The organism is Polynucleobacter sp. MWH-UH25E (assembly GCF_018687095.1).
Taxonomy (GTDB): domain Bacteria; phylum Pseudomonadota; class Gammaproteobacteria; order Burkholderiales; family Burkholderiaceae; genus Polynucleobacter.
In genome coordinates this window covers 1432180-1456201 of sequence record NZ_CP061286.1, presented here as the reverse complement: position 1 = coordinate 1456201, position 24022 = coordinate 1432180, and the positions used below count along the sequence as shown (strand labels likewise).

At 45.8% G+C, this 24022-nt stretch carries 22 protein-coding genes, 2 tRNA genes and 1 riboswitch; of the genes, 16 read left to right on the top strand and 8 right to left on the bottom strand.

Features of this window, described 5'->3' with window-relative positions:
• Nucleotides 1-6: 6 nt before the first annotated feature.
• On the bottom strand, nt 7-1995 hold the full coding sequence (locus tag ICV39_RS07635; protein ID WP_215389518.1) for a DNA topoisomerase IV subunit B: 1989 nt from the start codon (nt 1993-1995) through the stop codon (nt 7-9).
• Between the two features lie 77 nt (nt 1996-2072).
• On the opposite strand from ICV39_RS07635, the gene ICV39_RS07630 reads away from it, so the two are divergent.
• The 9 genes from ICV39_RS07630 (at nt 2073) to thiE (ending at nt 11139) form a co-directional block, all read left to right on the top strand.
• Nucleotides 2073-3293, top strand: coding sequence for a CaiB/BaiF CoA-transferase family protein (locus ICV39_RS07630; RefSeq protein ID WP_215390948.1), 1221 nt, complete (start codon nt 2073-2075; stop codon nt 3291-3293).
• The gene (locus ICV39_RS07625) at nt 3293-4522 is read left to right on the top strand and encodes an MFS transporter (RefSeq protein ID WP_215389517.1); all 1230 of its coding nucleotides are present in this window, start codon (nt 3293-3295) and stop codon (nt 4520-4522) included. The genes ICV39_RS07630 and ICV39_RS07625 overlap by 1 nt, the downstream gene beginning before the upstream one ends.
• A 219-nt stretch (nt 4523-4741) precedes the next feature.
• A tRNA-Arg gene (locus ICV39_RS07620) sits at nt 4742-4816 on the top strand.
• A 235-nt stretch (nt 4817-5051) separates the two neighbouring features.
• Entirely contained in the window at nt 5052-5885 is an 834-nt protein-coding gene (locus ICV39_RS07615) for an NUDIX hydrolase family protein (protein WP_215389516.1), read from the top strand.
• A 74-nt stretch (nt 5886-5959) separates the two neighbouring features.
• Nucleotides 5960-6068, top strand: a riboswitch (TPP riboswitch).
• A gap of 39 nt (nt 6069-6107) precedes the next feature.
• The gene (gene thiC, locus ICV39_RS07610) at nt 6108-8030 is read left to right on the top strand and encodes a phosphomethylpyrimidine synthase ThiC (RefSeq protein WP_251372655.1); all 1923 of its coding nucleotides are present in this window, start codon (nt 6108-6110) and stop codon (nt 8028-8030) included.
• Nucleotides 8031-8040: 10 nt separating this feature from the next.
• Nucleotides 8041-9180 carry a glycine oxidase ThiO gene (gene thiO, locus ICV39_RS07605; RefSeq protein ID WP_215389515.1) on the top strand — a complete coding sequence of 380 codons (1140 nt, stop codon included), beginning with the start codon at nt 8041-8043 and terminating at the stop codon, nt 9178-9180.
• Nucleotides 9171-9368, top strand: a complete 198-nt coding sequence (gene thiS / locus ICV39_RS07600) for a sulfur carrier protein ThiS (protein WP_215389514.1) — start codon at nt 9171-9173, stop codon at nt 9366-9368. Before thiO ends, thiS begins: the two co-directional genes overlap by 10 nt.
• A gap of 6 nt (nt 9369-9374) precedes the next feature.
• Entirely contained in the window at nt 9375-10193 is an 819-nt protein-coding gene (locus tag ICV39_RS07595; RefSeq protein WP_215389513.1) for a thiazole synthase, read from the top strand.
• 19 nt (nt 10194-10212) lie between these two features.
• The gene (gene thiE, locus ICV39_RS07590; RefSeq protein WP_215389512.1) at nt 10213-11139 is read left to right on the top strand and encodes a thiamine phosphate synthase; all 927 of its coding nucleotides are present in this window, start codon (nt 10213-10215) and stop codon (nt 11137-11139) included.
• Nucleotides 11140-11174: 35 nt separating this feature from the next.
• Here the strand turns inward: thiE and thiD are convergent, their stop codons facing one another.
• Nucleotides 11175-12059, bottom strand: coding sequence for a bifunctional hydroxymethylpyrimidine kinase/phosphomethylpyrimidine kinase (gene thiD, locus ICV39_RS07585; protein ID WP_215389511.1), 885 nt, complete (start codon nt 12057-12059; stop codon nt 11175-11177).
• 21 nt (nt 12060-12080) lie between these two features.
• Here thiD and ICV39_RS07580 point away from each other — a divergent pair.
• Together ICV39_RS07580 and ICV39_RS07575 are read left to right on the top strand one after the other, a co-directional pair.
• Nucleotides 12081-12156 (top strand) — tRNA-Asn (locus ICV39_RS07580).
• 123 nt (nt 12157-12279) lie between these two features.
• Nucleotides 12280-13308 carry a Bug family tripartite tricarboxylate transporter substrate binding protein gene (locus ICV39_RS07575; protein ID WP_371816530.1) on the top strand — a complete coding sequence of 343 codons (1029 nt, stop codon included), beginning with the start codon at nt 12280-12282 and terminating at the stop codon, nt 13306-13308.
• Between the two features lie 71 nt (nt 13309-13379).
• Here ICV39_RS07575 and ICV39_RS07570 read toward each other — a convergent pair whose 3' ends face one another.
• Entirely contained in the window at nt 13380-15038 is a 1659-nt protein-coding gene (locus ICV39_RS07570; protein ID WP_215389510.1) for a thiamine pyrophosphate-binding protein, read from the bottom strand.
• Between the two features lie 159 nt (nt 15039-15197).
• Here ICV39_RS07570 and ICV39_RS07565 point away from each other — a divergent pair, with 159 nt between their 5' ends.
• The 5 genes from ICV39_RS07565 (at nt 15198) to ICV39_RS07545 (ending at nt 20794) form a co-directional block, all read left to right on the top strand.
• Nucleotides 15198-16067 (top strand): fumarylacetoacetate hydrolase family protein, encoded by an 870-nt coding sequence (locus ICV39_RS07565; RefSeq protein WP_215389509.1) that lies wholly within the window; start codon nt 15198-15200, stop codon nt 16065-16067.
• Between the two features lie 109 nt (nt 16068-16176).
• The gene (locus ICV39_RS07560) at nt 16177-17496 is read left to right on the top strand and encodes a U32 family peptidase (RefSeq protein WP_215389508.1); all 1320 of its coding nucleotides are present in this window, start codon (nt 16177-16179) and stop codon (nt 17494-17496) included.
• A gap of 24 nt (nt 17497-17520) precedes the next feature.
• A complete protein-coding gene (locus ICV39_RS07555; RefSeq protein WP_215389507.1) occupies nt 17521-18060 on the top strand; it encodes a hypothetical protein in 540 nt (179 codons plus the stop codon).
• A 4-nt stretch (nt 18061-18064) separates the two neighbouring features.
• Complete coding sequence (locus ICV39_RS07550; RefSeq protein ID WP_215389506.1) at nt 18065-18979, top strand: transporter; 915 nt, start codon at nt 18065-18067, stop codon at nt 18977-18979.
• A gap of 66 nt (nt 18980-19045) precedes the next feature.
• Nucleotides 19046-20794: an IlvD/Edd family dehydratase gene (locus ICV39_RS07545; protein ID WP_215389505.1), complete on the top strand. Its 1749-nt coding sequence runs from the start codon at nt 19046-19048 to the stop codon at nt 20792-20794.
• Nucleotides 20795-20803: 9 nt separating this feature from the next.
• On the opposite strand, the gene ICV39_RS07540 is transcribed toward ICV39_RS07545, so the two are convergent.
• Genes ICV39_RS07540 through ICV39_RS07520 form a run of 5 tightly spaced genes read right to left on the bottom strand, consistent with a single transcriptional unit; the run spans nt 20804 to nt 23991 of the window.
• On the bottom strand, nt 20804-22471 hold the full coding sequence (locus ICV39_RS07540; RefSeq protein WP_215389504.1) for an AMP-binding protein: 1668 nt from the start codon (nt 22469-22471) through the stop codon (nt 20804-20806).
• A gap of 60 nt (nt 22472-22531) precedes the next feature.
• Complete coding sequence (locus ICV39_RS07535; RefSeq protein ID WP_215389503.1) at nt 22532-22813, bottom strand: YqjK-like family protein; 282 nt, start codon at nt 22811-22813, stop codon at nt 22532-22534.
• A gap of 3 nt (nt 22814-22816) precedes the next feature.
• Nucleotides 22817-23170: a phage holin family protein gene (locus tag ICV39_RS07530; RefSeq protein ID WP_251372654.1), complete on the bottom strand. Its 354-nt coding sequence runs from the start codon at nt 23168-23170 to the stop codon at nt 22817-22819.
• Between the two features lie 21 nt (nt 23171-23191).
• Nucleotides 23192-23503, bottom strand: a complete 312-nt coding sequence (locus tag ICV39_RS07525) for a YqjD family protein (RefSeq protein ID WP_215389501.1) — start codon at nt 23501-23503, stop codon at nt 23192-23194.
• A 26-nt stretch (nt 23504-23529) separates the two neighbouring features.
• Nucleotides 23530-23991: a Smr/MutS family protein gene (locus tag ICV39_RS07520; protein WP_215389500.1), complete on the bottom strand. Its 462-nt coding sequence runs from the start codon at nt 23989-23991 to the stop codon at nt 23530-23532.
• Nucleotides 23992-24022 lie beyond the last annotated feature (31 nt).

Genomic DNA, 24022 nt, shown 5'->3' with positions numbered 1-24022 from the left:
TAGCCATTAAATATCCGCCTCAACTTCATTACCGCGTTCTTCCAGCCAATCGCGACGCGCACCAGATTCTGATTTACCCATCAACATATCCATGGTTTTAAATGTTTCGTCTTCAGTCCAGGAACCTAGAGTTACTGGCAGCAAGCGACGGGTATCAGGATTCAAAGTGGTATCCCATAGTTGTTCTGCACTCATCTCGCCCAAACCTTTAAAGCGAGAGATTTGCCATGCAGTTTCCTTGACGCCTTCTTTGCGCAATTTATCTTCAATCGCTTGAAGTTCGCTGGCATCTAAGGCATAAATTTTTTGCGCTGGCTTCTTACCTCTGGCAGGTGCGTCAACCCTAAACAATGGCGGTCTAGAAATGTGTACATGACCCAAATCGATCAACTTGGGGAAATGCTTATAGAACAATGTCAGTAGCAACACCTGAATATGCGCACCATCTACGTCCGCATCAGACAAGATGCAAATCTTGCCATAACGTAAATTGGATAAATCGGGATCATCATTCGGGCCATGCGGATCGACGCCAATAGCCACAGCGATATCGTGTACTTCATTATTGGCAAATAAACGATCGCGCTCCGCCTCCCACGTATTTAACACCTTGCCGCGCAAAGGCAAAATCGCTTGATATTCCTTATTGCGGCCCATCTTGGCAGAACCGCCCGCGGAATCACCTTCAACCAGAAAGATTTCATTTTGAGCAATATCTTCGCTCTCGCAATCCGTTAACTTGCCTGGTAAAACTGCCACACCAGAAGACTTTTTCTTCTCTACCTTTTGGCCTGCACGAGTACGAGCTTGAGCTTGTTTGATAACCAGGTCAGCTAATTTGCGGCCATAGTCAACATGCTGGTTAAGCCATAGCTCTAGAGCAGATTTAGCATAGCCTGAAACTAAACGTACTGCATCACGAGAATTTAGACGCTCTTTAATTTGCCCTTGAAATTGTGGATCCAATACTTTGGCAGACAAAATAAACGAAGCTCGTGCAAAAACATCCTCAGGCATCAGTTTCACACCCTTTGGTTGCAATGCATGCATTTCAATGAAGCCTTTTACCGCATTGAATAATCCTTCACGTAGACCACTCTCATGAGTACCGCCAGCAGGCGTAGGAATTAAGTTCACATAACTCTCGCGTACTGGTGCGCCATCTTCTGTCCAGCAAACTACCCAAGCAGCGCCCTCGCCTTCGGCGAAAGAATCATCGTCGCCAGTGCCCGTTGCATATTGCTCACCTTCAAATGGTGGAATAACTTCAGCACCATGCCCTGCTTGAGCCATCGCTTCATTTAGGTAGCCACGCAAGCCTTGTGCGTATTGCCATGATTGAGTCTCACCAGACTTTTCTTGTATAAGCGTGACCTTAACACCAGGCAACAACACCGCCTTGGATCTGAGCAGGCGCACCAGCTCAGCCATCGGTATCGCAGCGCTATCAAAGTACTTGCTATCAGGCCATGCACGCACGCGCGTACCATGCGATTTATCGTCTTTTGAAGCAGGCTTGGATTTGAGTTTCTCAATCACTTTGCCATCAGCGAATATGAGTGTAGAAACTTGGCCCTCACGCCATACCGTTACTTCAAGGCGTTTGGATAGCGCATTCGTTACAGAAACACCTACGCCATGCAAACCACCTGAGAATGCATAGGCACCGCCAGTACCTTTTTCAAACTTGCCACCAGCATGCAACTGCGTAAATACGATTTCTACTACGGGTAACTTTTCGGTGGGATGCATCCCAACTGGAATTCCACGACCATCATCCTCGACGCTCACACTGCCATCTGTGTGCATTGTCACGATAATTTGTTTGCCATACCCACCCAAGGCTTCATCAGAAGCGTTATCCAAAACCTCTTGAATAATGTGTAGGGGGTTATCGGTTCGGGTGTACATTCCAGGCCGCTGACGGACTGGCTCCAGTCCTTTTAGGACCTGAATCGACGATTCGCTGTATTCGGAAATTTTACGGGTAGCCATGCGCCAAAATTGTAGCTATGTCTGGGAAGGGGTCGGACTTTTCTGATATTCCCCTGCTATCCATGCCAAAATTAGGCATGGGAGCCTTAAGTCATATTCGCGTTTTAGACCTCAGCCGCGTGCTTGCAGGTCCATGGTGCGCTCAGAATCTTGCTGATCTGGGCGCAGATGTCATCAAAGTGGAGCGTCCTGGGGTAGGTGATGACACTCGGCACTGGGGCCCGCCCTTTGCCAAAGACCCAAAAGGTCAGGATACAGAAGAATCTGCCTATTTTATTTGCATCAATCGCAACAAGCGCTCGATTACCGTTGATATAAGCAAGCCAGAAGGCCAAGACATCATTCGTCAATTAGCCGCCGAATCAGATGTCGTGATTGAAAACTACAAAGTTGGTGATCTTGCTAAATACGGCTTAGATTATGAAAGTCTTGTCAAGATCAAGCCCGATTTGATCTATTGCTCTATTACTGGATTTGGGCAAACAGGTCCTTATGCTCATCGCCCCGGATATGACTTCATTATTCAAGGCATGGGTGGCTTTATGAGCGTAACCGGTGAAGCCGAAGATGTTGAAGGCGCTAGCCCACAAAAATCTGGCGTAGCTATTGCTGATATTTTTACTGGCATGTACGCCACTACTGCAATATTGGCCGCTGTAGTTCACCGTGATCAGACAGGTGAAGGCCAATACATTGACATGTCCTTACTGGATACGCAAGTTGCCGTAATGGCGAATGTCTCTAGCGCCTACCTTACCTCTGGTGAGATCCCACGTCGCTGGGGCAATGCCTCCCCAATCATTGTTCCTTATCAAACCTTTCCAACCTCAGATGGCTGGATGATAGTTGGCGCAGGCAATGATGGACAGTTTCGTCACTTTGTGACTGCTGGTGGCGAAGCCCATCTAGCAGATAACCCCTTATACCTTACAAATCCTGACCGAGTATTGCATCGCAAACAGCTTGTTCCTTTGTTGGAAGCAATGACTCGCAAGAAAACCAAGGGGGAATGGATTGCGCTTTTAGAGGCGGCGAATGTTCCCTGCGGCCCTATCAATAATTTCAAAGAGGTATTTGAGAATGAGCAGGTCATTGCCAGAAAAGTACAGATTGATGTTCCACACCCAACTGTAGGAACCATGAAACTCGTAGCAAGTCCTATGAAGCTCTCTAAAACACCAGTAGAAGTTCGAATGGCACCACCCACATTGGGACAGCATACCAATAAAGTTTTGCAAGAACGCCTTCACCTTGATGATGCCTCTATTGCCCAATTGAAAGAAAAAGGAATTATTTAATGAGCGCAAGCCCCAAAACTTCCTTGACCATGACTCAAGTCCTCATCTTCGGGGGATTTATGGTGACGATGTCTATGGGTATACGTCATGGATTTGGCTTGTTTAACTTGCCTATCACCATGGCTAATGGCTGGGGACGCGAAACCTTTGCATTGACAATCGCCCTTCAAAATCTGATCTGGGGCGCAGTTCAACCGATTACCGGCGCACTAGCTGATCGATTTGGCGCATTCAAGATCATGGTTATCGGTGGAGCACTTTACGCCTTGGGCTTAGTTGGCATGGCAATTTCGACAGATGCGCTTAATTTCACTATTGCAGGCGGATTGTTAATTGGCCTTGCACAAACAGCTACCACCTATAGCGTTATCTATGGCATCTTAGGTCGCAATGTTCCAGCGGATAAACGCGTTTGGGCGATGGGCATTGCAGCAGCAGCCGGGTCGTTTGGGCAATTCTTAATGATTCCTGCTGAGCAAGGCTTATTAAGCGCATTTGGTGCGCAAGACGCCCTAGTGATACTGGCATTGATGGCTAGCTTAATGATTCCAACCGCTTTTTTATTGCGTGAGAAAAATTTTGCGCATCAACATAATCGTGATGACCAAACCATCAAAGAGGCACTTAAAGAGGCAATCGGTAATCCGAGCTTTCGTTTACTAACCCTAGGGTATTTTGTTTGCGGCTTTCAGGTGGTATTTATTGCTGTTCACCTTGCCCCCTACCTTAAAGATCTCTCATCCATTTATCCAGCAGTTGGCGCCCCTGCGGTAGCAACTACTGCCCTCGCCCTGATTGGTCTATTTAATATCTTTGGCACCTACAGTGCTGGCATCTTAGGCCAACGGCTCCCTAAGCGTTATTTACTATCAGGCATTTATTTGGGTCGCTCGATTGCTATTGCAGGTTTCTTGCTACTACCGCTGAGCCCTGCCACCACATATGTTTTTGCCGCCATCATGGGATTTTTGTGGCTATCTACTATCCCCCTAACCAATGGCATCGTGGCGCAAATCTTCGGGGTGAAGTACCTCACCATGCTTTCTGGTTTGGTATTTTTCTCGCATCAACTTGGCAGCTTCTGCGGAGCATTTTTAGGCGGTTATTTATTTGATCACACCGGCTCTTATGTCATCGTTTGGCAACTCGCCATTGGATTGGGAGTGTTTGCATTCTTGGTCAACCTTCCCGTTAAAGAACGCGCTATTCATCGAGTTGCAAATGCATAAGGTGCGAAATCGTAACGCCTCTTCCTGGAAAATCATTGTTTATGGTTTTGCAATATTTATATTGCTGATGATATTTTCTGCATACTATGCTCCCGAAATGATGATGTCGATTACCAATCAAGTTTGGGCACTTTGTGGCTGGTAATGGCCAATAAAGATCGCTTTTATCGGTTAGCATTTCAACTTCATTCCCTAGCATACTTTCTCAAATATATGCGCCTCGCCGTAGCACAATGGATAGTGCACATGCCTCCTAAGCGTGGGATACAGGTTCGATTCCTGTCGGCGGGACCACAAAATTGTCAGAACTTATCCACAGGCTATGTGGATAAATCCATAAAAGTTTTCGTAAGTCGAGGATTTGTATAGAGTGACCTGACTTGCTTAATTTGTGTGCAGAAGATTCTGTTCAAAATTTAATATCCTTATAAAAGATACTAGAAAGGATATTGATAACTTTTAATATTATTTGTGGTAAGAAGGCCTTAAAAACGACTTTATTTTGTGAAGTTCCCTTACACTAAGCCGCATGTCAGCTCTGTCCACCAGCACCATCGCAGCTCTTGAAGAGATGCTTCAAAATACCGCAAGACCTGCTCCTGCGGATTTCTTGCCCATTTATTTTTCCCGAGGAAATCACGAAGACCTGGTGATTGGACATCTCAACCCTGATTTCATTCCGCACCTGCAGCAATTATTCAAAAAGGAATCCATACCTTTAGCCAGAATGTCACATGATCGCTTATCCATTCAATTGGGGCGACCAAAAGAATTATCAGCAACGCTAAGCCTCTTAGCGAACCACATGCGCCAAGGTGGTTTTATTCCCGGGTGGCGTAATGAAGAATTTGCATGGGTTGATCAGAATGGTCATAAATACTTTCGCTTAGAACGATCAGCCTTCAGGACGTTTGGTTTTCGTAGCATGGCGACGCACATCAACGGCCATACAAAAGCTGACACCATTTGGTTGGGGCGCAGAAGTGAAAATAAGCCAACAGATCCGGGTAAATTAGATAACCTTGCTGCTGGCGGAATTAGCGCCGATGAAACTCCATGGGTCGGTGCACGTCGCGAATTATGGGAAGAAGCTGGTGTCCCCGAGCAAATTTCCGATGAAATAGAGCCCATTGGCCGAATTCATATGCGTCGCATAGCAAATGATCGAGGTTTTCATGATGAGCAACTGTTTATTTACGATTTAGAGCTTCCCAAGCAATTCATTCCAACCAACCACGATGGTGAAGTTAGTGGTTTTATTGAGGTTTCTTACGCTGAGGCTGCTGCCCGCATCTTGGCCGATGAATTCACCAGCGACGCCGCCTTTGTCACAGCAGACTTCATTTTGCGACGCAATAAGTAAGCCTAGCGGCTGCCGGATAGGCAATTGACCCGCGTCATGAGTCCAACCTCTATTTTCGTGGTTAAATCTAGTTAAGGATGAAACAGGGGTGCCCTTATATGCAGATTTTGCTCTGAGGCGCTGAGAAAGACCCTAGAACCCGATCCAGATAATGCTGGCGTGGGGAGTTACATCAGACCGACACACCCGGTTTCGTCCATCTAAAACAGCAAGGAGATGGACATGAGCTCAGGCAATCAAAAATCAAACAAACATGAAATTCCAAGTCTCAAAAGCTTGGAACGCGACTTCGGTCAAAAGTTTGCGTATCCCGCATCTACTAAAACCTACTTGCAGGGATCACGTCCAGATATCAAAGCACCAATAAGGATGATTGAGCAATTGCCAACCCGCGCTGGTGAGCAACTCATCCCAAATCCCCCTGTCCCCGTTTACGACACTTCAGGCCCTTACAGCGATCCAGACATTGTGATCAATCTGGAAAAAGGTTTACCAAGATTGCGTGATGCTTGGATTGCTGAGCGTAACGATACTGAGCAGTTATCTGGGCCAAGCTCGGAGTATGGCGTGGCTCGTGCGAACGATGCTGCAACTCAAAGCTTGCGATTTGCGCACATCAGCGCCCCACGGGTTGCAAAGTCTGGTCATAACGTTAGTCAGATGTATTACGCTCGCAAGGGAATCGTCACCCCTGAAATGGAATACGTCGCGCTGCGTGAATCCATGGGCCTAGAGCAATTACGTAAAGACCCGGCCTACAAGCAATTACTCAAACAACATCCTGGAAAATCGTATGGCGCCAATCTTCCAGAGATTGTTACTGGTGAATTTGTGCGCTCGGAAATTGCTGCAGGTCGTGCCATTATTCCAGCAAACATTAATCATCCAGAATTAGAGCCCATGATTATTGGTAGAAACTTCCGCGTGAAGATCAACGGTAACCTCGGTAACTCAGCAGTCACCTCTTCTATTAATGAAGAAGTCGAGAAAATGGTTTGGTCTATTCGTTGGGGTGCAGACACCATCATGGACCTTTCTACTGGAAAACACATCCATGAAACGCGCGAATGGATTATCCGCAACTCACCAGTTCCTATCGGTACTGTTCCAATCTATCAAGCGCTGGATAAAACTGGTGGGATCGCTGAAGATCTCACCTGGGAAATGTTCCGCGATACTTTGATTGAACAAGCTGAGCAAGGCGTGGACTATTTCACGATCCACGCTGGCGTATTACTTCGCTATGTGCCTTTAACAGCAGATCGTATTACTGGCATCGTGTCACGCGGAGGCTCCATCATGGCTAAATGGTGCTTAGCTCATCACAAAGAGAACTTCCTCTATACCAAGTTCGATGAAATTTGTGAAATCATGAAGGCTTACGATGTCTCTTTCAGCCTGGGTGATGGTTTACGTCCTGGCTGTATTGCCGACTCAAATGATGCCGCCCAGTTTGGAGAACTCCATACCCTCGGTGAATTAACCGCTAAAGCTTGGAAGCATGATGTCCAAGTCATGATCGAAGGCCCTGGACACGTTCCAATGCAGCGCATTGAAGAGAATATGACCGAGGAACTCAAGCATTGCTTAGAAGCGCCTTTCTATACGCTTGGGCCATTGATCACCGATATTGCCCCAGGCTATGACCACATCACCAGCGGCATTGGTGCTGCGCAAATTGGTTGGTATGGCACAGCGATGCTTTGCTATGTCACACCTAAAGAGCATTTGGGTCTGCCAGACAAAGAAGATGTGCGTGAAGGCATTATCACTTACAAGATTGCAGCGCATGGTGCAGACCTTGCAAAAGGCCTACCTGGCGCTCAAGTTCGCGATAACGCCCTTTCTAAAGCTCGCTTTGAGTTCCGCTGGGAAGATCAATTTAACTTGGGCTTAGACCCAGAGCGTGCACGTGAATACCATGATGCAACCTTGCCTGCTGAAGGAGCGAAAATTGCACACTTCTGCTCTATGTGCGGACCAAAGTTCTGCTCAATGAAGATCACACAAGAAGTTCGCGACTACGCAGCAACACTCAACGCAGATGCCAAAGTCATTCCGATTGCGCAAGCAAATGATCCTGATAAAGGCATGGAAGAAATGTCTGCGGAGTTCCGTAAGCGCGGTAGTGAAATTTATCAGTAAGCATCTGCAAATGAGCGGCACCTCCTTCGCACACAAACGCTTTGCTATTGTTGGCGCTGGCCTAATAGGCCGGCTGCTAGCGCTTACATTGGCAAAACGTGGCGCAAAGGTTGACCTTTATGATCGCGGCGATGCAAGTGCGAGTGAATCTGCGGCGAGAGTTGCAGCAGCGATGCTAGCTCCACTTGCAGAATCAGCGATTACAGAAGATTCTGTGGTGCGGATGGGACTATATAGCCTACCCCGTTGGAAGACATTCATCGAAGAACTCTCTTCGCCTGTATTTTTCCAACAAGATGGCACATTGATCCTATGGCATCGGCAAGATGCCGCTGAAGCAGAACGCTTTACCAATCATCTGGATAGAAATTGTCTACACAACAGTCATCTCAATCCGCCTAAGAGACTTAATGAACTGCAATTACGCGACCTTGAACCTAGTGTTACCGATCGATTTACTCAAGGCCTATACCTTCCCAATGAAGGTCAATTGGATAATCGCCAGCTTCTAGATGCCTTACTGGTTGAACTAAATACATTTGGCGTGCAATGCCATTGGAACACCGAAGTCAACCCAGATCCCTTGAGAAATGACGCTACATATCAATGTGTGATTGATTGTCGCGGTAACGGAGCAAAAGATACCTGGCCTTCTAATGTAAATACTTTGCGCGGAGTGCGTGGCGAGGTTATCCGCTTGCATGCCCCAGAGGTGAAGTTACGCAGACCTACTCGTTTAATACATCCTCGCTACCCCATCTACATTGCTCCGAAAGAGAATGATGTTTATGTAGTTGGCGCTACCGAAATTGAATCCGAAGATTTAACGCCGATGAGCGTTCGTTCCGCAATGGAATTACTTAGCGCGGTGTATACAGTACACAGTGGATTTGCTGAAGCCCGCATCCTAGAGATGGCAACGCAATGTCGCCCAACCTTAAAGAACAATCTACCTGAAATAATGGTCAATAAAGAAATGGGTTTATCTGATTTGATTATGGTCAATGGACTCTATCGTCACGGCTTCATGATTTCTCCTGCGGTGCTAGATGCGACGATGGAATTACTGGAGCGCGGTCAAAGTAATACCGCACTGGAACTAGGTTTAAACATCAGCAACATCAGTTATGAGGCAAGCATATGCGCATAACCGTCAATCAAGTGGAATACGATCTTCCTTCACAGAGCATGATTGCGGATGCTCTTAAGATTATTAATGCAAAGCCTCCTTTTGCAGTCGCAGTGAACTTGAACTTTGTTCCTAAATCACAATATTCAGTGCATGCATTGAATGAAAACGATCAAATTGAAGTGATCGCCCCAGTTACTGGAGGCTAAATATCTATGACAGCACCATTGCCTAATCAACTTAATAATGCAGATGCACTAGTCTTATACGGCGAGAGCTTTGCTAGTCGCTTGCTATTGGGCACTTCACGCTATCCATCGCCTCTTGTATTGGAAAATGCAGTACATGCTGCTAATCCCGCAATGATTACAGTTAGCCTACGCCGCCAAGGCACTAGTACTACAGAAGCGCATTGTGGGTTTTGGGAATTGCTTAAGAAGATGGCGGTTCCAGTATTGCCAAATACTGCTGGTTGCCATAGCCCTCAAGAAGTCATCACAACTGCCCAGATGGCACGAGAAGTCTTTGAGACTAATTGGATTAAGTTGGAGCTCATTGGTGATGACTACACTTTGCAACCTGATACTTTGCGTTTAGTACAAACTGCGGAAACTCTAATCAAGGATGGCTTCAAGGTTTTGCCTTACTGCACTGAAGATTTAATTCTGTGCCAACGTCTAGTAGATGCTGGTTGCCAAGCAATCATGCCTTGGGCTGCTCCAATCGGTACTGGTCAGGGACCTCTAAATCCCTATGCAATGAAGTTATTGCGCGATCGAATCAAAGTTCCCCTCATTGTTGATGCAGGTCTTGGTTTGCCATCGCACGCATGCACAGTGATGGAGTGGGGATTTGATGCTGTTTTACTGAATACTGCAGTAGCACTTTCTGAAGAACCGGTAGTGATGGCAAAAGCCTTTGCTATGGCCACGGATGCTGGACGCAGTGCCTACCTATCTGGCGCCATGAAACCACAGACATCTGCACAAGCCAGCACCCCTTTGGTTGGCACACCCTTTTGGCATCAAGCCTAAGAGATTAAGGGGGATTGATATGAGCTTAGTAAGAGATCTCGCCGATCAAATCATTTCAGCCCATCGCAACGATGATTTATGTCTGCCGATTCCACAATATTCGATCAGCTCACCACCCCCTAGGATTGATAACGAGCTTGCTACTGACCATTACGAGCTAGCTGGAGCGCTTGCAGCGATTGAGATGGGTTTTATTGAATCCGATGCAAGAACCCTAGGCAAAGCTTGGTCACGTATGACGATTCAAGATGGAGGATTTAACCCATTTAAATGGCCTAGTAGGCCAGAACACTTTGACCTACTGCCATGGACACGTAACATGAATCCCAAGGCATTTAAAGAATGCCCTAAACGTTTGGGTCTCTATGGCGTAATGCCTGATGCTGATTGGGTAAAGCGCATGGTGGAAGCAGAAATACCTACCGTTCAATTGCGCTTTAAATCCGAAGACCGGTTCAAAATCAGAAAACAAATTAAGGAAGCGGTTAAAGCTACCGAGGGTAGCAAAACCTTGCTATTTATCAATGACTATTGGGAAGAAGCCATTGATGCAGAAGCTTATGGCGTACATCTCGGGCAAGAAGATCTAGAAGATGCTGATCTTGAGCAAATCAGAGCTGCCGGACTGAGATTGGGCCTAAGTACTCACGGCTATGCTGAAATGGTACATGCGGATCGCTTTTGTCCAAGCTATATTGCGATGGGTGCAGTCTTTCCAACGAATCTCAAGAAAATGCCTACTGCACCCCAAGGTTTAGGCAGACTATATCAATACGCAAAACTGATGAGCCATTACCCTTTAGTAGCGATTGGCGGTATCGATCAAGATAGCATTCATGCAGTTGCTAAGAGTGGCGTGGGATCTATTGCAGTGGTGCGCGCTATTACACAAGCAAAAGATCCCAAGGCAGCAGTAAAGCATTTGCAGGATTTGATGCGCGCTTAATCTGCTGCACTATAAGCAATAACATCTCTTATAGATTATCTTTTTTCTTTCTCATCCACCAAGGCAGTTGGGTAGAAGTCGTGCATATGCCACAAGGGTCCCGGCCCCTCTCCAATACTGAGAAAGCGCCCTGCCTCTAAACCAGCCTCAACATAGGCAATCGCTTTAGCCACGGCATGCGACAAATCATGTCCTGCTGCAAGATAAGTGGCAACCGCTGATGCAAGTGAGCAACCTGTTCCATGAGTGTTGGCAGTTTTTACTCGATAGTGCTTAAATTCTTTAGACAGAACAACCTCAAGGTTATCTTCGATGGTGCGCCACATTAAGTAATCAGTAATTTGCGTATGAGTACTATCAAGATGCCCGCCTTTAATGAGCACAGCTTGTGGTCCCATTTCTGATAACTCTTGTGCAGCTAATTTGAATTCATCCGGGCCAGCGATATCCCTACCCAACAATAAAGATACCTCATCCATATTTGGTGTGACCAATAAAGCCAATGGAAATAATTCTTTAATGATGGCTTGCGCAGTGTCATCACCGCCCAAACTAGCCCCAGAGGTAGCTCGCAAAACAGGATCTAAAACTACTTTCTTAATTCCGTATTTACGCAAAGTTTTAGCCACTATTTGAACGATTTCTGGACTAGCCAACATTCCAATCTTGACGATATCTACGCCAATATCCGAGAAAACAGCATCCATCTGGGCTTCCACGACATCCAAGTCAACATCCTGAATACGTGTAACACCAAGCGTATTTTGTGCTGTTATAGCGGTTATCACAGACATCCCATAGCCGCCCAAGGCAGTAATTACCTTGAGGTCCGCCTGTAGACCAGCACCTCCGCCACTGTCAGAGCCAGCAATGGTCAGTACTTTAGGGATCTGCACAGAAGTGGGAAGAAGTGTTTCCATCTTGCTATAATATCGGCTTATTCCTCGATAGCTCAGTCGGTAGAGCGCCGGACTGTTAATCCGTAGGTCCCTGGTTCGAGCCCAGGTCGAGGAGCCAAATATGTGAAGGGTCTAGAGAAATCTAGGCCCTTTTTCATTTTGAGCCCTAAATTTGCTCTGTTATGCTTAAGTTCAAGCTAGAAGTCATCATCAGAATGATTCGAATTAACAGGAGGCATCAATGATTCAAATTGGTTCAATTAAGACCCCTATCCGCGCAATGCATTTTTTAGCAATCCTTGCGGCATTATTTGGCGGCATGCAAGTCGCTAATGCGCAATCCGATTACCCAAATAAACCTATTCGTTATGTAGTGCCATTTCCTGCTGGTGGCGCGACTGACAATATCGCAAGACCATTACAAAATGAACTACTAAATACCTTCAAATGGAATGTTGTGATTGATAACAAGCCAGGTGCTGGCGGTAATATCGGCGCAGAAATTGTTGCTAAATCTGCACCCGATGGTTACACATGGCTTATGGCTTCAGTTGGAACACATGGAATCAATTTGCCGCTCTACACACAAGGCGGTGGCAAGATGCCTTTTGATCCCATTAAGGATTTCACACCTATTTCTTTGGTGGCTGAATTACCCAACGTTCTGGTTTTAAATCCTGAATTTGCAGCCAAAAACAATATCAACTCTGTGAATGACTTAATTGCCTACGCAAAAGCCAATCCCGGAAAAGTCAATATGGCCTCCAGCGGTAATGGCACTTCCATCCATATGGCGGGAGAGCTATTCAAGACAATGACCAAAACCTATATGGTGCACTTGCCTTATAAAGGTAGCCCGCCAGCGCTAACAGATTTGTTAGCGGGTAATGTGGACATCATGTTCGATAATCTCCCTTCATGCATTAATTACATTCGCGCAGGTCGTTTGAAGGCTTTGGCAGTCACTAGTGCAAAACGCTCACCCGCATTCCCAGATTTACCAACGATCGCTGAGGCGGCAAATCTGCCTGGTTATGAGGCCACGTCTTGGTTTGGGGTAGTTGGACCAGCCAATATGCCATCGGATATTCTGAATAAAGACAGCACTACTTTAATGGCAGCAATTAATAGCCCATCCGTGAGAGAGAAGTATCTTGCTATGGGTGCACAACCGGTTGGTAATACACCGGCCCAGTTTTCAGCCTTTATCAAAAATGAAATCGCCAAATGGACCAAGGTTGTTAAAGACTCAGGCGCAAAGGTTGACTAATAGTCTTTCTATGTAATAAAGGAGTGTTTGGTAAAGATGGACACGTAAAAAGAGGGCTTATCGCCCTCTTTTTATTTGCCCAACTGGGATAGCAATTTGCTAGGTGATATCACCTCTTGATCCAAGATCAATTCGATGAGAGCGCCCTTTTTGCTCTCAAGAGCTTTGGCGAAAGCAGGTGCAAATTCTTCTGTTTTACTAACCCTGAATCCAGGAATGCCAAAGCTATCCGCAAACTTCACAAAATCTGGATTTGTTAATCCAGTGGCGATTACTCGAGACTTAAATTCGCGCTCTTGATGCATGCGAATAGTTCCCAACATACTATTATTGACTACGAAAACAATTGGAAATGCATCATATCTAGCCGCTGTCGCAAGTTCCTGGCAGTTCATCATGAAATCCCCATCACCACAGACTGCAATTGCCACCCTCTCAGGATGAATAATCTTTGCCGCAATTGCCGCTGGTAATCCATAGCCCATAGAGCCATTTGCTGGCGCCAATTGAGTCTTGAATGGGCCGTATGGATAAAAACGATGCACCCATGTTGCAAAATTTCCTGCACCATTGGTCACGATGGAATCCCGCGGAATAGATTTTGGCAAGGAACTCATAATCTGCGCTAATTGCAGATCGCCTGGTACGGTTACCGGACTTGAGAACGCTAAATACTCAGAATGCGCTGACTTTGTATCATTTGAATCATGATTGCCACCCATCTTTACACCACCTAGGGCTGTGCAAAAATTTTCTGGACTGCAATTGAGTGCAAAGTCAGGCCGATAAACACGACCCAGCTCTTCTGGGCCAGAATGAACGTGAATCAAAGTATGTTTTGTTTTGGGGACACTTAATACGCTATAGCCCGCGGTCGTCATCTCACCAAGACGCTCGCCAATAACTAGTAAAACATCAGCATTCTGAACTCGCTTCACCAAAGATGGATTGGCGCCAATTCCTAGATCTCCAGCAAAAATGGGATCAAGGTTATCGAGAAGATCTTGAGAGCGAAAACTAGTGGCGACAGGAATACCTTCACGATTTGCCCAAGCACTCAGGCTATCGCATGCAGTGCGATTCCAATTTCCACCACCTGCAATGATCATAGGGCTTTTAGCGCCAGTGAATACTTTCATTGCCTCATTAAATGCTTTTATATCTAGTCCAGGTTGCACAACATGGGCCGGTGCAACTGGATGTTCGTCTCCGCTCATGTAGAGAACATCTTCTGGCAATGCCAATACCACTGGACCCTTGCGACCTGCTTGCGCCACATGAAATGCATGAGATACAAACTCATCGATGCGATCAACGCGGTCGATGCTTCCAACCCATTTTGCACATTCGGAATACATACGGCGATAGTCAACCTCTTGGAATGCCTCACGTTCGACCATGTCCGTTCCCACTTGGCCGATCAATAAAACCATTGGGGTGGAATCCTGATAAGCGGTATGCACCCCAACCATCGCATTTGATGCACCTGGCCCACGCGTGACCATTAAGACTCCAGGTTTACCTGTCAATTTGCCATAGGCCTCTGCCATATAGGCTGCGCCGCCCTCTTGGCGACAGGTAATAAATTGAAATTCGGGGTGGTCTACCAAACCATTCAATAAAGGCAGAAAGCTTTCACCAGGAACTCCAAACGCTAGGTCTACGCCCTGCCTCACCAAGGCGTTAGCCAGAATTTGGCCGCCATTTAGCGACTTACCAGATGTCTCCATGCCTTTATGCTTTCTTCTTTATGACTTCCTACCGAAGCCTATGGTGTGTTTATGGAAAGTTATCACACTTTATCGACCCTAGCGTGAATTCAGGGCATTGCCTGACATATACTTTGGAAAACAACAATAAAACAAACCAATTTAGCTGGAGACAATGACATGAGGCTGTTCGCTTATCGGGCATCAGATGGCAATGAAGGTGTAGGTGCACTAACTAAAGGTGGCGCAGATGAATTTGTAGATCTATGCGCTACTGATACCCAGATACCAACAAGTTTGCAATTGATCATTCAAGATGAAAACTTAATGCATCGAGCCAATGCCGCCTTGAAACATCCAAATGCAGTTCGCGGTCAGACTAGCTCTATCTCTTTTAAGCCTCCCATTGAGAGGCCTGGGAAAATTGTCTGTATGGGCCTGAACTACGCGGATCACGCTAAAGAAGGGGGTAATGCTAGACCGGAATACCCCAGCTTTTTTATGCGTGGCCCTAGCTCACTCACTTCACACCTTGACCCCATCATCAAACCACGTGTCTCTGACAAACTAGACTATGAGGCAGAGCTCGCTTTTGTAGTTGGTAAAAAGGCGCGTCACCTTACTTTAGATAATGCATTGGATTGCGTGGCTGGGTATAGCATTTTTAATGATGGGAGCATTCGAGATTACCAACGCAAGACAACACAATGGACTATCGGAAAAAACTTTGATCGAACTGGTGCATTTGGTCCTTGGTTGGTTACTCCAGATGAGCTACCCATTGGATGTCATGGCCTCAATATTCAATCGCGACTTAATGGTCAGGTGATGCAGAATGCAAACACCAAAGATTTTCTATGGGGCATTGCGGAAACGATTGTGCTGATCTCTGAATGCATGACCTTAGAACCAGGTGATGTTGTTATCACTGGAACACCTGCGGGCGTAGGCTATGCTAGAAATCCCCCTGTCTTTATGAAGGCTGGTGATATTTGCGAAATTGAGATTGAGTCTATTGGCGTCTTGCGCAACACCATTGTTGACGAATAGCCAAAACAAACCGATCGTAGGACACATATGCTCTATTCGTTGGCCTCTAGAGGGTATTTAGGGCAGTTTTAGCCAGGCAAACACCCGAATCACGCATTAAAATGGCGTTATGACAAAAACGCCTGAACTACTTGCCCCAGCGGGCAGCCTACAGATGCTCCAAACCGCCTTTGAATTTGGAGCTGATGCAATTTACGCTGGTCAGCCACGCTATTCATTGCGCGTGCGAAATAATGACTTTGGAAAAATTGAGGTCTTAAAACAAGGTATCGATACCGCACATGATTTAGGTAAAAAGTTTTACCTAGTTTCTAATCTATTGCCGCATGGCGCAAAAACACGCACTTATATTCGTGACATGTCTCCTGTGGTGGCATTAAAACCAGATGCACTGATAATGTCTGACCCTGGCCTCATCATGATTGCTAGAGAAGCATGGCCAGATATGCCGATTCATTTATCAGTACAAGCAAATACCGTTAATGGCGCATCCGCTAAATTTTGGCGCTCTGTTGGTATTAGTCGCGTCATTTTGTCTCGTGAACTATCGTTTGATGAGATTGAAGAGGTTCGCCAAGATTGCCCCGAAATGGAATTAGAGGTTTTTGTTCATGGCGCCTTATGCATTGCCTACTCTGGACGTTGCCTCCTTTCAGGTTATATGTCTCACCGCGACTCCAATCAAGGAGCATGTACTAACGCCTGTCGCTGGGACTACAAGGTAAAACCCGGTCAGCAAAACCAAAGTGGCGATGTCGTCTTACTGCAGGAAGCCAGGAGACCTGATGATTTAATGCCCATGGAGGAAGATGAGCATGGCACATACATCATGAACTCCAAAGACCTGAGGGCGATTGAGCATATTGAGCGACTCACCAAAATGGGCGTAGACTCATTCAAGATTGAAGGTCGTACAAAATCGCCATACTATGTAGCCCGCACTTGCCAGGCCTATCGCTCCGCAATTAATGATGCTGTAGCCGGAAAACCATTTGACACAAGTTTGCTTGGTAATTTAGAAGGTCTTGCTAATCGTGGCTATACCGATGGTTTTTACGAACGTCATCACGATAAGGAATATCAGCTCTACATGCGTGGCCACTCTCTGTCAGGAAGAAGTCTATATGTTGGCGAGACATTAGATGTTGACCATGAGAATGGACGTGTAAAAATTGACGTTAAAAATCGTTTCTCTGTTGGTGACAAACTTGAAATTATTGAGCCCAACGGAAATCAAGATATTGTCCTAGATCAGATGTGGAATATGAGCGGTGAACCCATATCTGTTGCGCCAGGGTCCGGCCACTTTGTATGGATCAAGCTAGGCCTTAAGGGTAGTAAAGCGTATATAGCACGATACACTAACGAGCCCGCACCAATTGAGACTTCCTCCTCTTGCTCAAATAGCGAATCTTGCTGTAACGCTTAACCCTTAATAGATTAGATTTCGTTCATGAATACAGTCTCAAATACCAACTTACCCAAACTTAGCCTCAAAGAAAAAGTGATTGATGAGGCGAAGAAAGCTTTTGTCTTAACTCTTTATCTTGGAACATGGTTCTGCGCTCTTTCTTTTTTGGCGGCTACTTTACTTGAAGAGCGCCCTATCCCACTTAGCATCTTCGGATTTGCTTTAATCAAGGCCGGCATTACTGCGAAGTTTTTATTGATTGGGCAAGCCATTTACCCCATTACGGTGAATAAAACTCATGGCATTGTGAGATCGCTTTTGGTTGAATCGCTCATTTACATCACAATTGTTTTGGGTCTGAACTATTTAGAAGCCGGTATTGACGGAGTCATTCATGGGAAAAACTTTTTAATCTCCATGACTGCTTTCGGTCAAGCAAATCCTTTAAAAATTGTCGCCTTCTCTTTTGTGTATTGGCTCATTATTTGGCCGTATTTAATGCTTGCGGGTATGCAATTACTATTGGGCAAAGAGCATATTTGGACCCTATTCTTTGGCTCCAAAAATTCAAGCGGCAACTAACTTAATGAAGTTGAAATTGCTGACCAGATATTGGTCATCATTTCATTTATTGTTTTTCCAGGCTGGGGTTTTATTTGTAGGGCTATTGGTTTCATTGGCTACGAGTGCGCAAGAAATTGAAGCGCGAGCCTATTCCAATGCCCCCATTGGCATGAACTTTATTACTGGCGGTCTAGCTCAAGCAAAAAGCGGTTCTTACATCCTCAACACTCAAGCCTTAAGCCTTACTCATGTTATTGATGTAGCAGGTCAATCTGGTAGGTTGACTATGGTGCTGCCCTATTCCGAACTTTCAGGTACGGGGCAAATTGGCGCACAAAGCATTAATGCCTCTGCTGAAGGCTTATCAGATCCGCTTATTAAAGCTTCAGTCAACCTTTATGGAGCGCCTGCGCTAACCAACAGCGAGTTCGCAAACTACCGACAAGATTTAATTATTGGCGCCAGTATCGCCGCATCTATCCCCTGGGGGCAATACAACAGCAATCAGATGATTAATGTAGGAGCTAATCGGTCTCTCATTCAACCCGCAATGGGTGTCTCTCAAGCAGTAGGCCCTTGGCGATTAGAGCTTGCGGGCATGGCAACTATCTACACAAGCAATAATAATTTCATGGGCAACAATACTCTCTCGCAAAATCCAATCTATTCAGGCGAGACCCATGTGATTTACTATTTTCCCAATACAGCCTGGATCTCTGCTGATGCAACATATTTCACGGGTGGCCAAACCTATGTCAATGGTTTGCCTGCAAGCGGCACCCAAGAGAATTGGCGTTTTGGCAGCACCCTGTCTTATCCAATCGATAAAAACAACTCCATTCGCCTAAGTGGTAGCAAGGGGGTCTACTCGCGGACTGACACTAGCTACAACGCGGTAGGCATATCCTGGCAATACCGCTGGGGTGGCACACCTTAGATATAGCAATCACGGTATCGCTACAATTGAACAAAACATAATTACTAGATTTACACCGAGACAAATATGACCTCCAAACTAACAGATCCTAAATCCGTACCAGAAAGTGGACTACGTAAAGGCTTAACCAGCTATGGGGATAAAGGCTTCTCCTTATTTCTGCGCAAGGCATTTATTAAAGGTGCCGGCTATACCAATACCGCATTAGATCGTCCGGTCATTGGCATTATTAATACCGGTAGCTCTTACAACCCTTGTCACGGCAATATGCCGCAACTGATTGAAGCGGTGAAACGCGGCGTAATGCTTGCCGGTGGATTGCCAATGGACTTTCCAACAATCTCTATTCATGAAAGCTTTTCATCACCCACGTCAATGTACCTACGTAACTTGATGTCGATGGATACGGAAGAGATGTTGCGCGCACAACCAATGGATGCAGTCGTCATGATTGGTGGTTGCGATAAAACTGTGCCAGCACAAATGATGGGTGCAGCATCTGCAGGGTTGCCTGCAATTCAACTTATTACTGGCTCTATGTTGACCGGATCACACCGTAGTGAACGTGTTGGGGCTTGTACAGACTGTCGTCGCTATTGGGGCAAGTTCAGAGCTGGCGAGATTGATGAAGTTGAGAAGGATGAAGTCAATGATCAACTTGTAGCCAGCGTTGGCACTTGTTCTGTCATGGGTACGGCAAGCACGATGGCTTGTATTTCAGAAGCACTAGGCATGACTGTACCGGGTGGCGCATCACCTCCAGCAGTGACAGCAGATCGTATTCGCATTGCAGAAGAGACAGGGGCTAGAGCCGTACAAATGGCCAAAGATGGTTTAACCATCGATAAGATTCTGACGGCAGATGCTTTTGAGAATGCTATGCGTGTTCTATTGGCAATTGGAGGATCAACTAACGGCATTGTTCATTTGGCAGCGATTGCTGGACGCATGGGCCTGGAAATTGATCTTGATGCTCTTGATAAGATGGGAGATGAAACCCCAGTATTACTAGATCTCAAGCCATCAGGCGACCATTACATGGAGAACTTCCATGACGCTGGCGGTATGATCACTTTGCTGCGTGAGTTAAAACCACTTCTCAAGCTCAATGCAATGACTGTTACAGGCAGAACCTTGGGCGAAGAAATCGATGCAGGCCCACCCAGCTTTAAACAAGATGTCGTACGCAAATTCAATGACCCCATTTACCCAAGAGGCAGTATTGCTGTCCTGCATGGCAATCTAGCTCCTGGTGGCGCGATCATTAAACAGTCTGCCGCTAATGAGAAACTGATGGAGCATGAGGGCCGAGCGGTAGTGTTTGAGAACGCAGAAGATCTAGCAAATCGTATTGATAGACCGGATTTAGACGTCACAGCAGAAGATATATTAGTGCTTAAGAATATTGGGCCTAAAGGCGCTCCTGGCATGCCTGAGGCGGGATACATCCCTATTCCTTTAAAACTAGCTCGCGCTGGTGTTAAAGATATCGTGCGTATTTCTGACGGGCGTATGAGCGGCACAGCTTTTGGAACCATTGTTTTGCACGTTACTCCTGAGTCGGCGATTGGCGGCCCTCTTGCCTATGTACGCAATGGTGATCGCATTCGTCTCTCTGTTAAAAACCGTGAGATTAGCTTGCTGATCAGCAATGAAGAATTAGCGAAGCGTGCCAAGGAAAATCCAGTAGTTGAGCCAACGGCTGAACGCGGCTACAAGAAATTATTTCTTGATACCGTTACTCAAGCTGATAAAGGCGTTGATTTTGACTTCCTGCGGGCACCAAAAATTATTGGTAAGACACCCAAGAGTTAATAAAGTAGATTAGAGATTTCGGAGCTCGCGCCGCAATATCTTACCTACATTGGATTTGGGAAGCTCGTGTGCAAACACGACCTTCCTGGGTCTCTTGTAACTTGTAAGCGTATCCTTGCAATATTGCAAGACGTCCGCCTCCGTAAGATGATGATCAGACTTGACGACATATGCTTTAACAATTTCACCTAGCTTGCGATGCGGCACACCAATGACCGCGCACTCCCGCACTCCAGGCATTTGCGCTAGTACATCCTCAACATCATTAGGAAACACCTTAAATCCAGCGACAACAATCATGTCCTTTTTACGATCTACGATCTGGATATGTCCACTTTCGGTGATAAGACCAATATCACCAGATTTAAAGTAGCCATCAGCCGTCATGCAGTGCGCTGTCTCCTCAGGTCTATTCCAATAACCGGCCATTACCTGAGGGCCTTTAATGCAGATCTCTCCTGGGGTGCCATCAGGTAGCTGAACTTCATCATCATCCAAGATAACTACATCTGTACTTGGCATCGGCGGGCCAATGTGTCCCGTGAAATGGGTTTCTAAAGGACTATTTACACAAACAACCGGTGAGGTTTCCGATAAACCATATCCTTGAGCGATTGGACAACCTGTTATAGCCTGCCAATGGTCTGCTGTCTTGCGGTGAACAGCCATACCACCACCGATTGTTACCAGTAAATTAGTAAATTTCACCTTTTTGAACTCCGGTCGGTGAATCAGCGCATGAAATAAAGTATTCACACCGGGAAAGATGTTGATTTTAGGGTGCTTGATAAGCAACTTTATGAACCCATCTATATCTCGAGGGTTAGCAACCAAAATGAGCATGGCACCTTTTGCTATCCCAAGAAATGCGCAAGCAGTTAATGCAAAGATGTGCGTCATCGGCAGCACACACAAAAATTGCAATTGCTCATCCGCCTTCCTCAGGCCTGGATTCAACCACATCTCAATTTGAGCTACATTCGACAAGATATTTCTATGAAGCAACACTGCGCCCTTAGAAATACCTGTAGTTCCACCGGTATATTGCAAAAAAGCAATGTCATTCAATTCAATAGCAGGCTTATGAAATGATCTTTTTTGCCCAATTGCGAGCGCCTGTTTGAAGCTAATATGATTGATATTCCATTTTGGGACAAGCCTTTTGACTTTACGCGCGACCCAATTAACGATGTAGCCTTTAAAACCCAATAGTTCACCTGGACTACTCACGATAACCTTGCTTACAGGGGCTGTAACGGCAATTTGCTCATAGGTGTGAGCAAAGTTTTCCATCATGACCAATACAGTTGCTCCACTATCCAGTAACTGAGCTTCCAGTTCGCGTGCTGTGTATAGCGGATTAATATTTACAACCACGTATCCCGCTCGCAACACTCCAATCATTGCAACTAAATATTCAATAACATTGGGATACATTAGAGCAATGCGCGCACCCTTTTCCAAGCTCAAGCTCTGTAAGTAAGATGCAAAGTCCTTTGATAAACGATCTATCTGTCGATAAGTAAAAGATTTACCCATTGACTCAGCGACTTTGCGATTATCAAACCGGTCAAATGCTGCTTCAAAGAATCCTGCTAAAGACGAATATGCAAGTGGAGCAATTTCTGGGTCGACCCCATAAGGATAATTTTTAATCCAAGGTTTTGAATTTCTCATGCTATTTTCAAATACCTCTAATAGATGCAATAAGGGTGTGCAAGCCAGTTCGGTAAAAACCTAAACCAACTTTTTGACACCCTTCAAGACCTTGAGGGCACCCCAACCAAGAGCCAATAGCTTGCTTGCGAATTTTGGCTTGTAATGCGCCAAAGCTGCAAAAGCGCTAGTCCACAACAGAGGATTGTCTTTAACAAAATGAAATGCATCAATGCCCCTATCAGCCCATGACAAAGGCTTCTCCCAAGGCTCAAAATGCTTTGAAAACTCAAGACGCTCTCTCTGAGACTGCATTTGCAGCTCAGAACGTCTTAGTAATAAGGCTTTTAGCTTTTGGCTCATGGATTAGCGATTCAATTCTTCGGCATCCTTTGCTAACTCAGCAATAGATGCCTCAAACAATTTTGGCATAGTGCGCAAAGACTGAATTACCAAGCCCGCCAAAATAACGCCAATAGAGATAAAGGCGCTTGTCAATAAACTGAGCGCCCAGATTCGGTCAGACTCCCAGCTGTAGATCACGATCAATAGCGCAAGCATCACTAAACCAAAAAACAAAAAGAATAGTGCCGACACGATCATGACAAGAGACTGCAGAAATTTACTTCTAGCAATTTGCACATCTACCGAAAGTAGCTCTAAGCGTGTTTGAGCAATCGACGCACCAGTCACCGCAAGATTTTTTATTGAGGACAGCAAGTTTTCTTGGGACATAAATACCTAGCGTCGACGGATAAACAAACCAATTAAAAGACCCAATCCAGCAGCGACTCCTATTGCCTCCCAAGGATTGCGATGCACGAAATCATCCGCCCCAGCAGCCACAACTTTTGCCCTGTCAGCTAGATCTCCTTCTAAACTGGAAATCTTTTCTTTTGCGCCTGAAATAGTTTCCAGCGCCTTATTACGTAGGTTGCCGATGGTCTCGTTTGGATGATCTTGGGTTGCCTTTATTAAAACCTCTGCATCCGCAACCAGGGATTTGAATTCATCGATCAGTTGATCTGCTTGCTCTAATTTTTTTGCTGTCATGATAATTTCCTGTAGTCGTATCTATTCTAAGCACTTCTGTAGCCAGACCCCAATAGCAGCACAGTCATTCCAGCATTGGATGCCTTGAAATGCCTCAAATACCGCTTGAGACTGGGTCGCTTCTTCATTAACTCATGATAGGCAGGGCTTCCATACGGCACATTTTCCCCGTAAAAATACTCGTCTACTCGGTCTGCGTAACGATTTAACTCGAGCGCCTCATGAATGGCTCGCTTAATATGCCCGCCCTCTCCTGATGAGCCGTACCCATGAATCAATATGATTGCTTTTATCTTCAACTCATGTGCTGCCCTGAGATGCTCAGTCAATGTATCCAGTGCTGCCTCTACCGTAGGCATTCCTCGCTTTATATTGAGCTCAATCGCTTCGACCAATACGCTTGGGGGTGATGCGCTTGCGCAATACTGACAAGAACCCATCATATTCCTAGGATTGCCACATTCAGAGCACTCAAAAGCATGACCCATATGATTCCTGCTATAAATACATAAACAATAA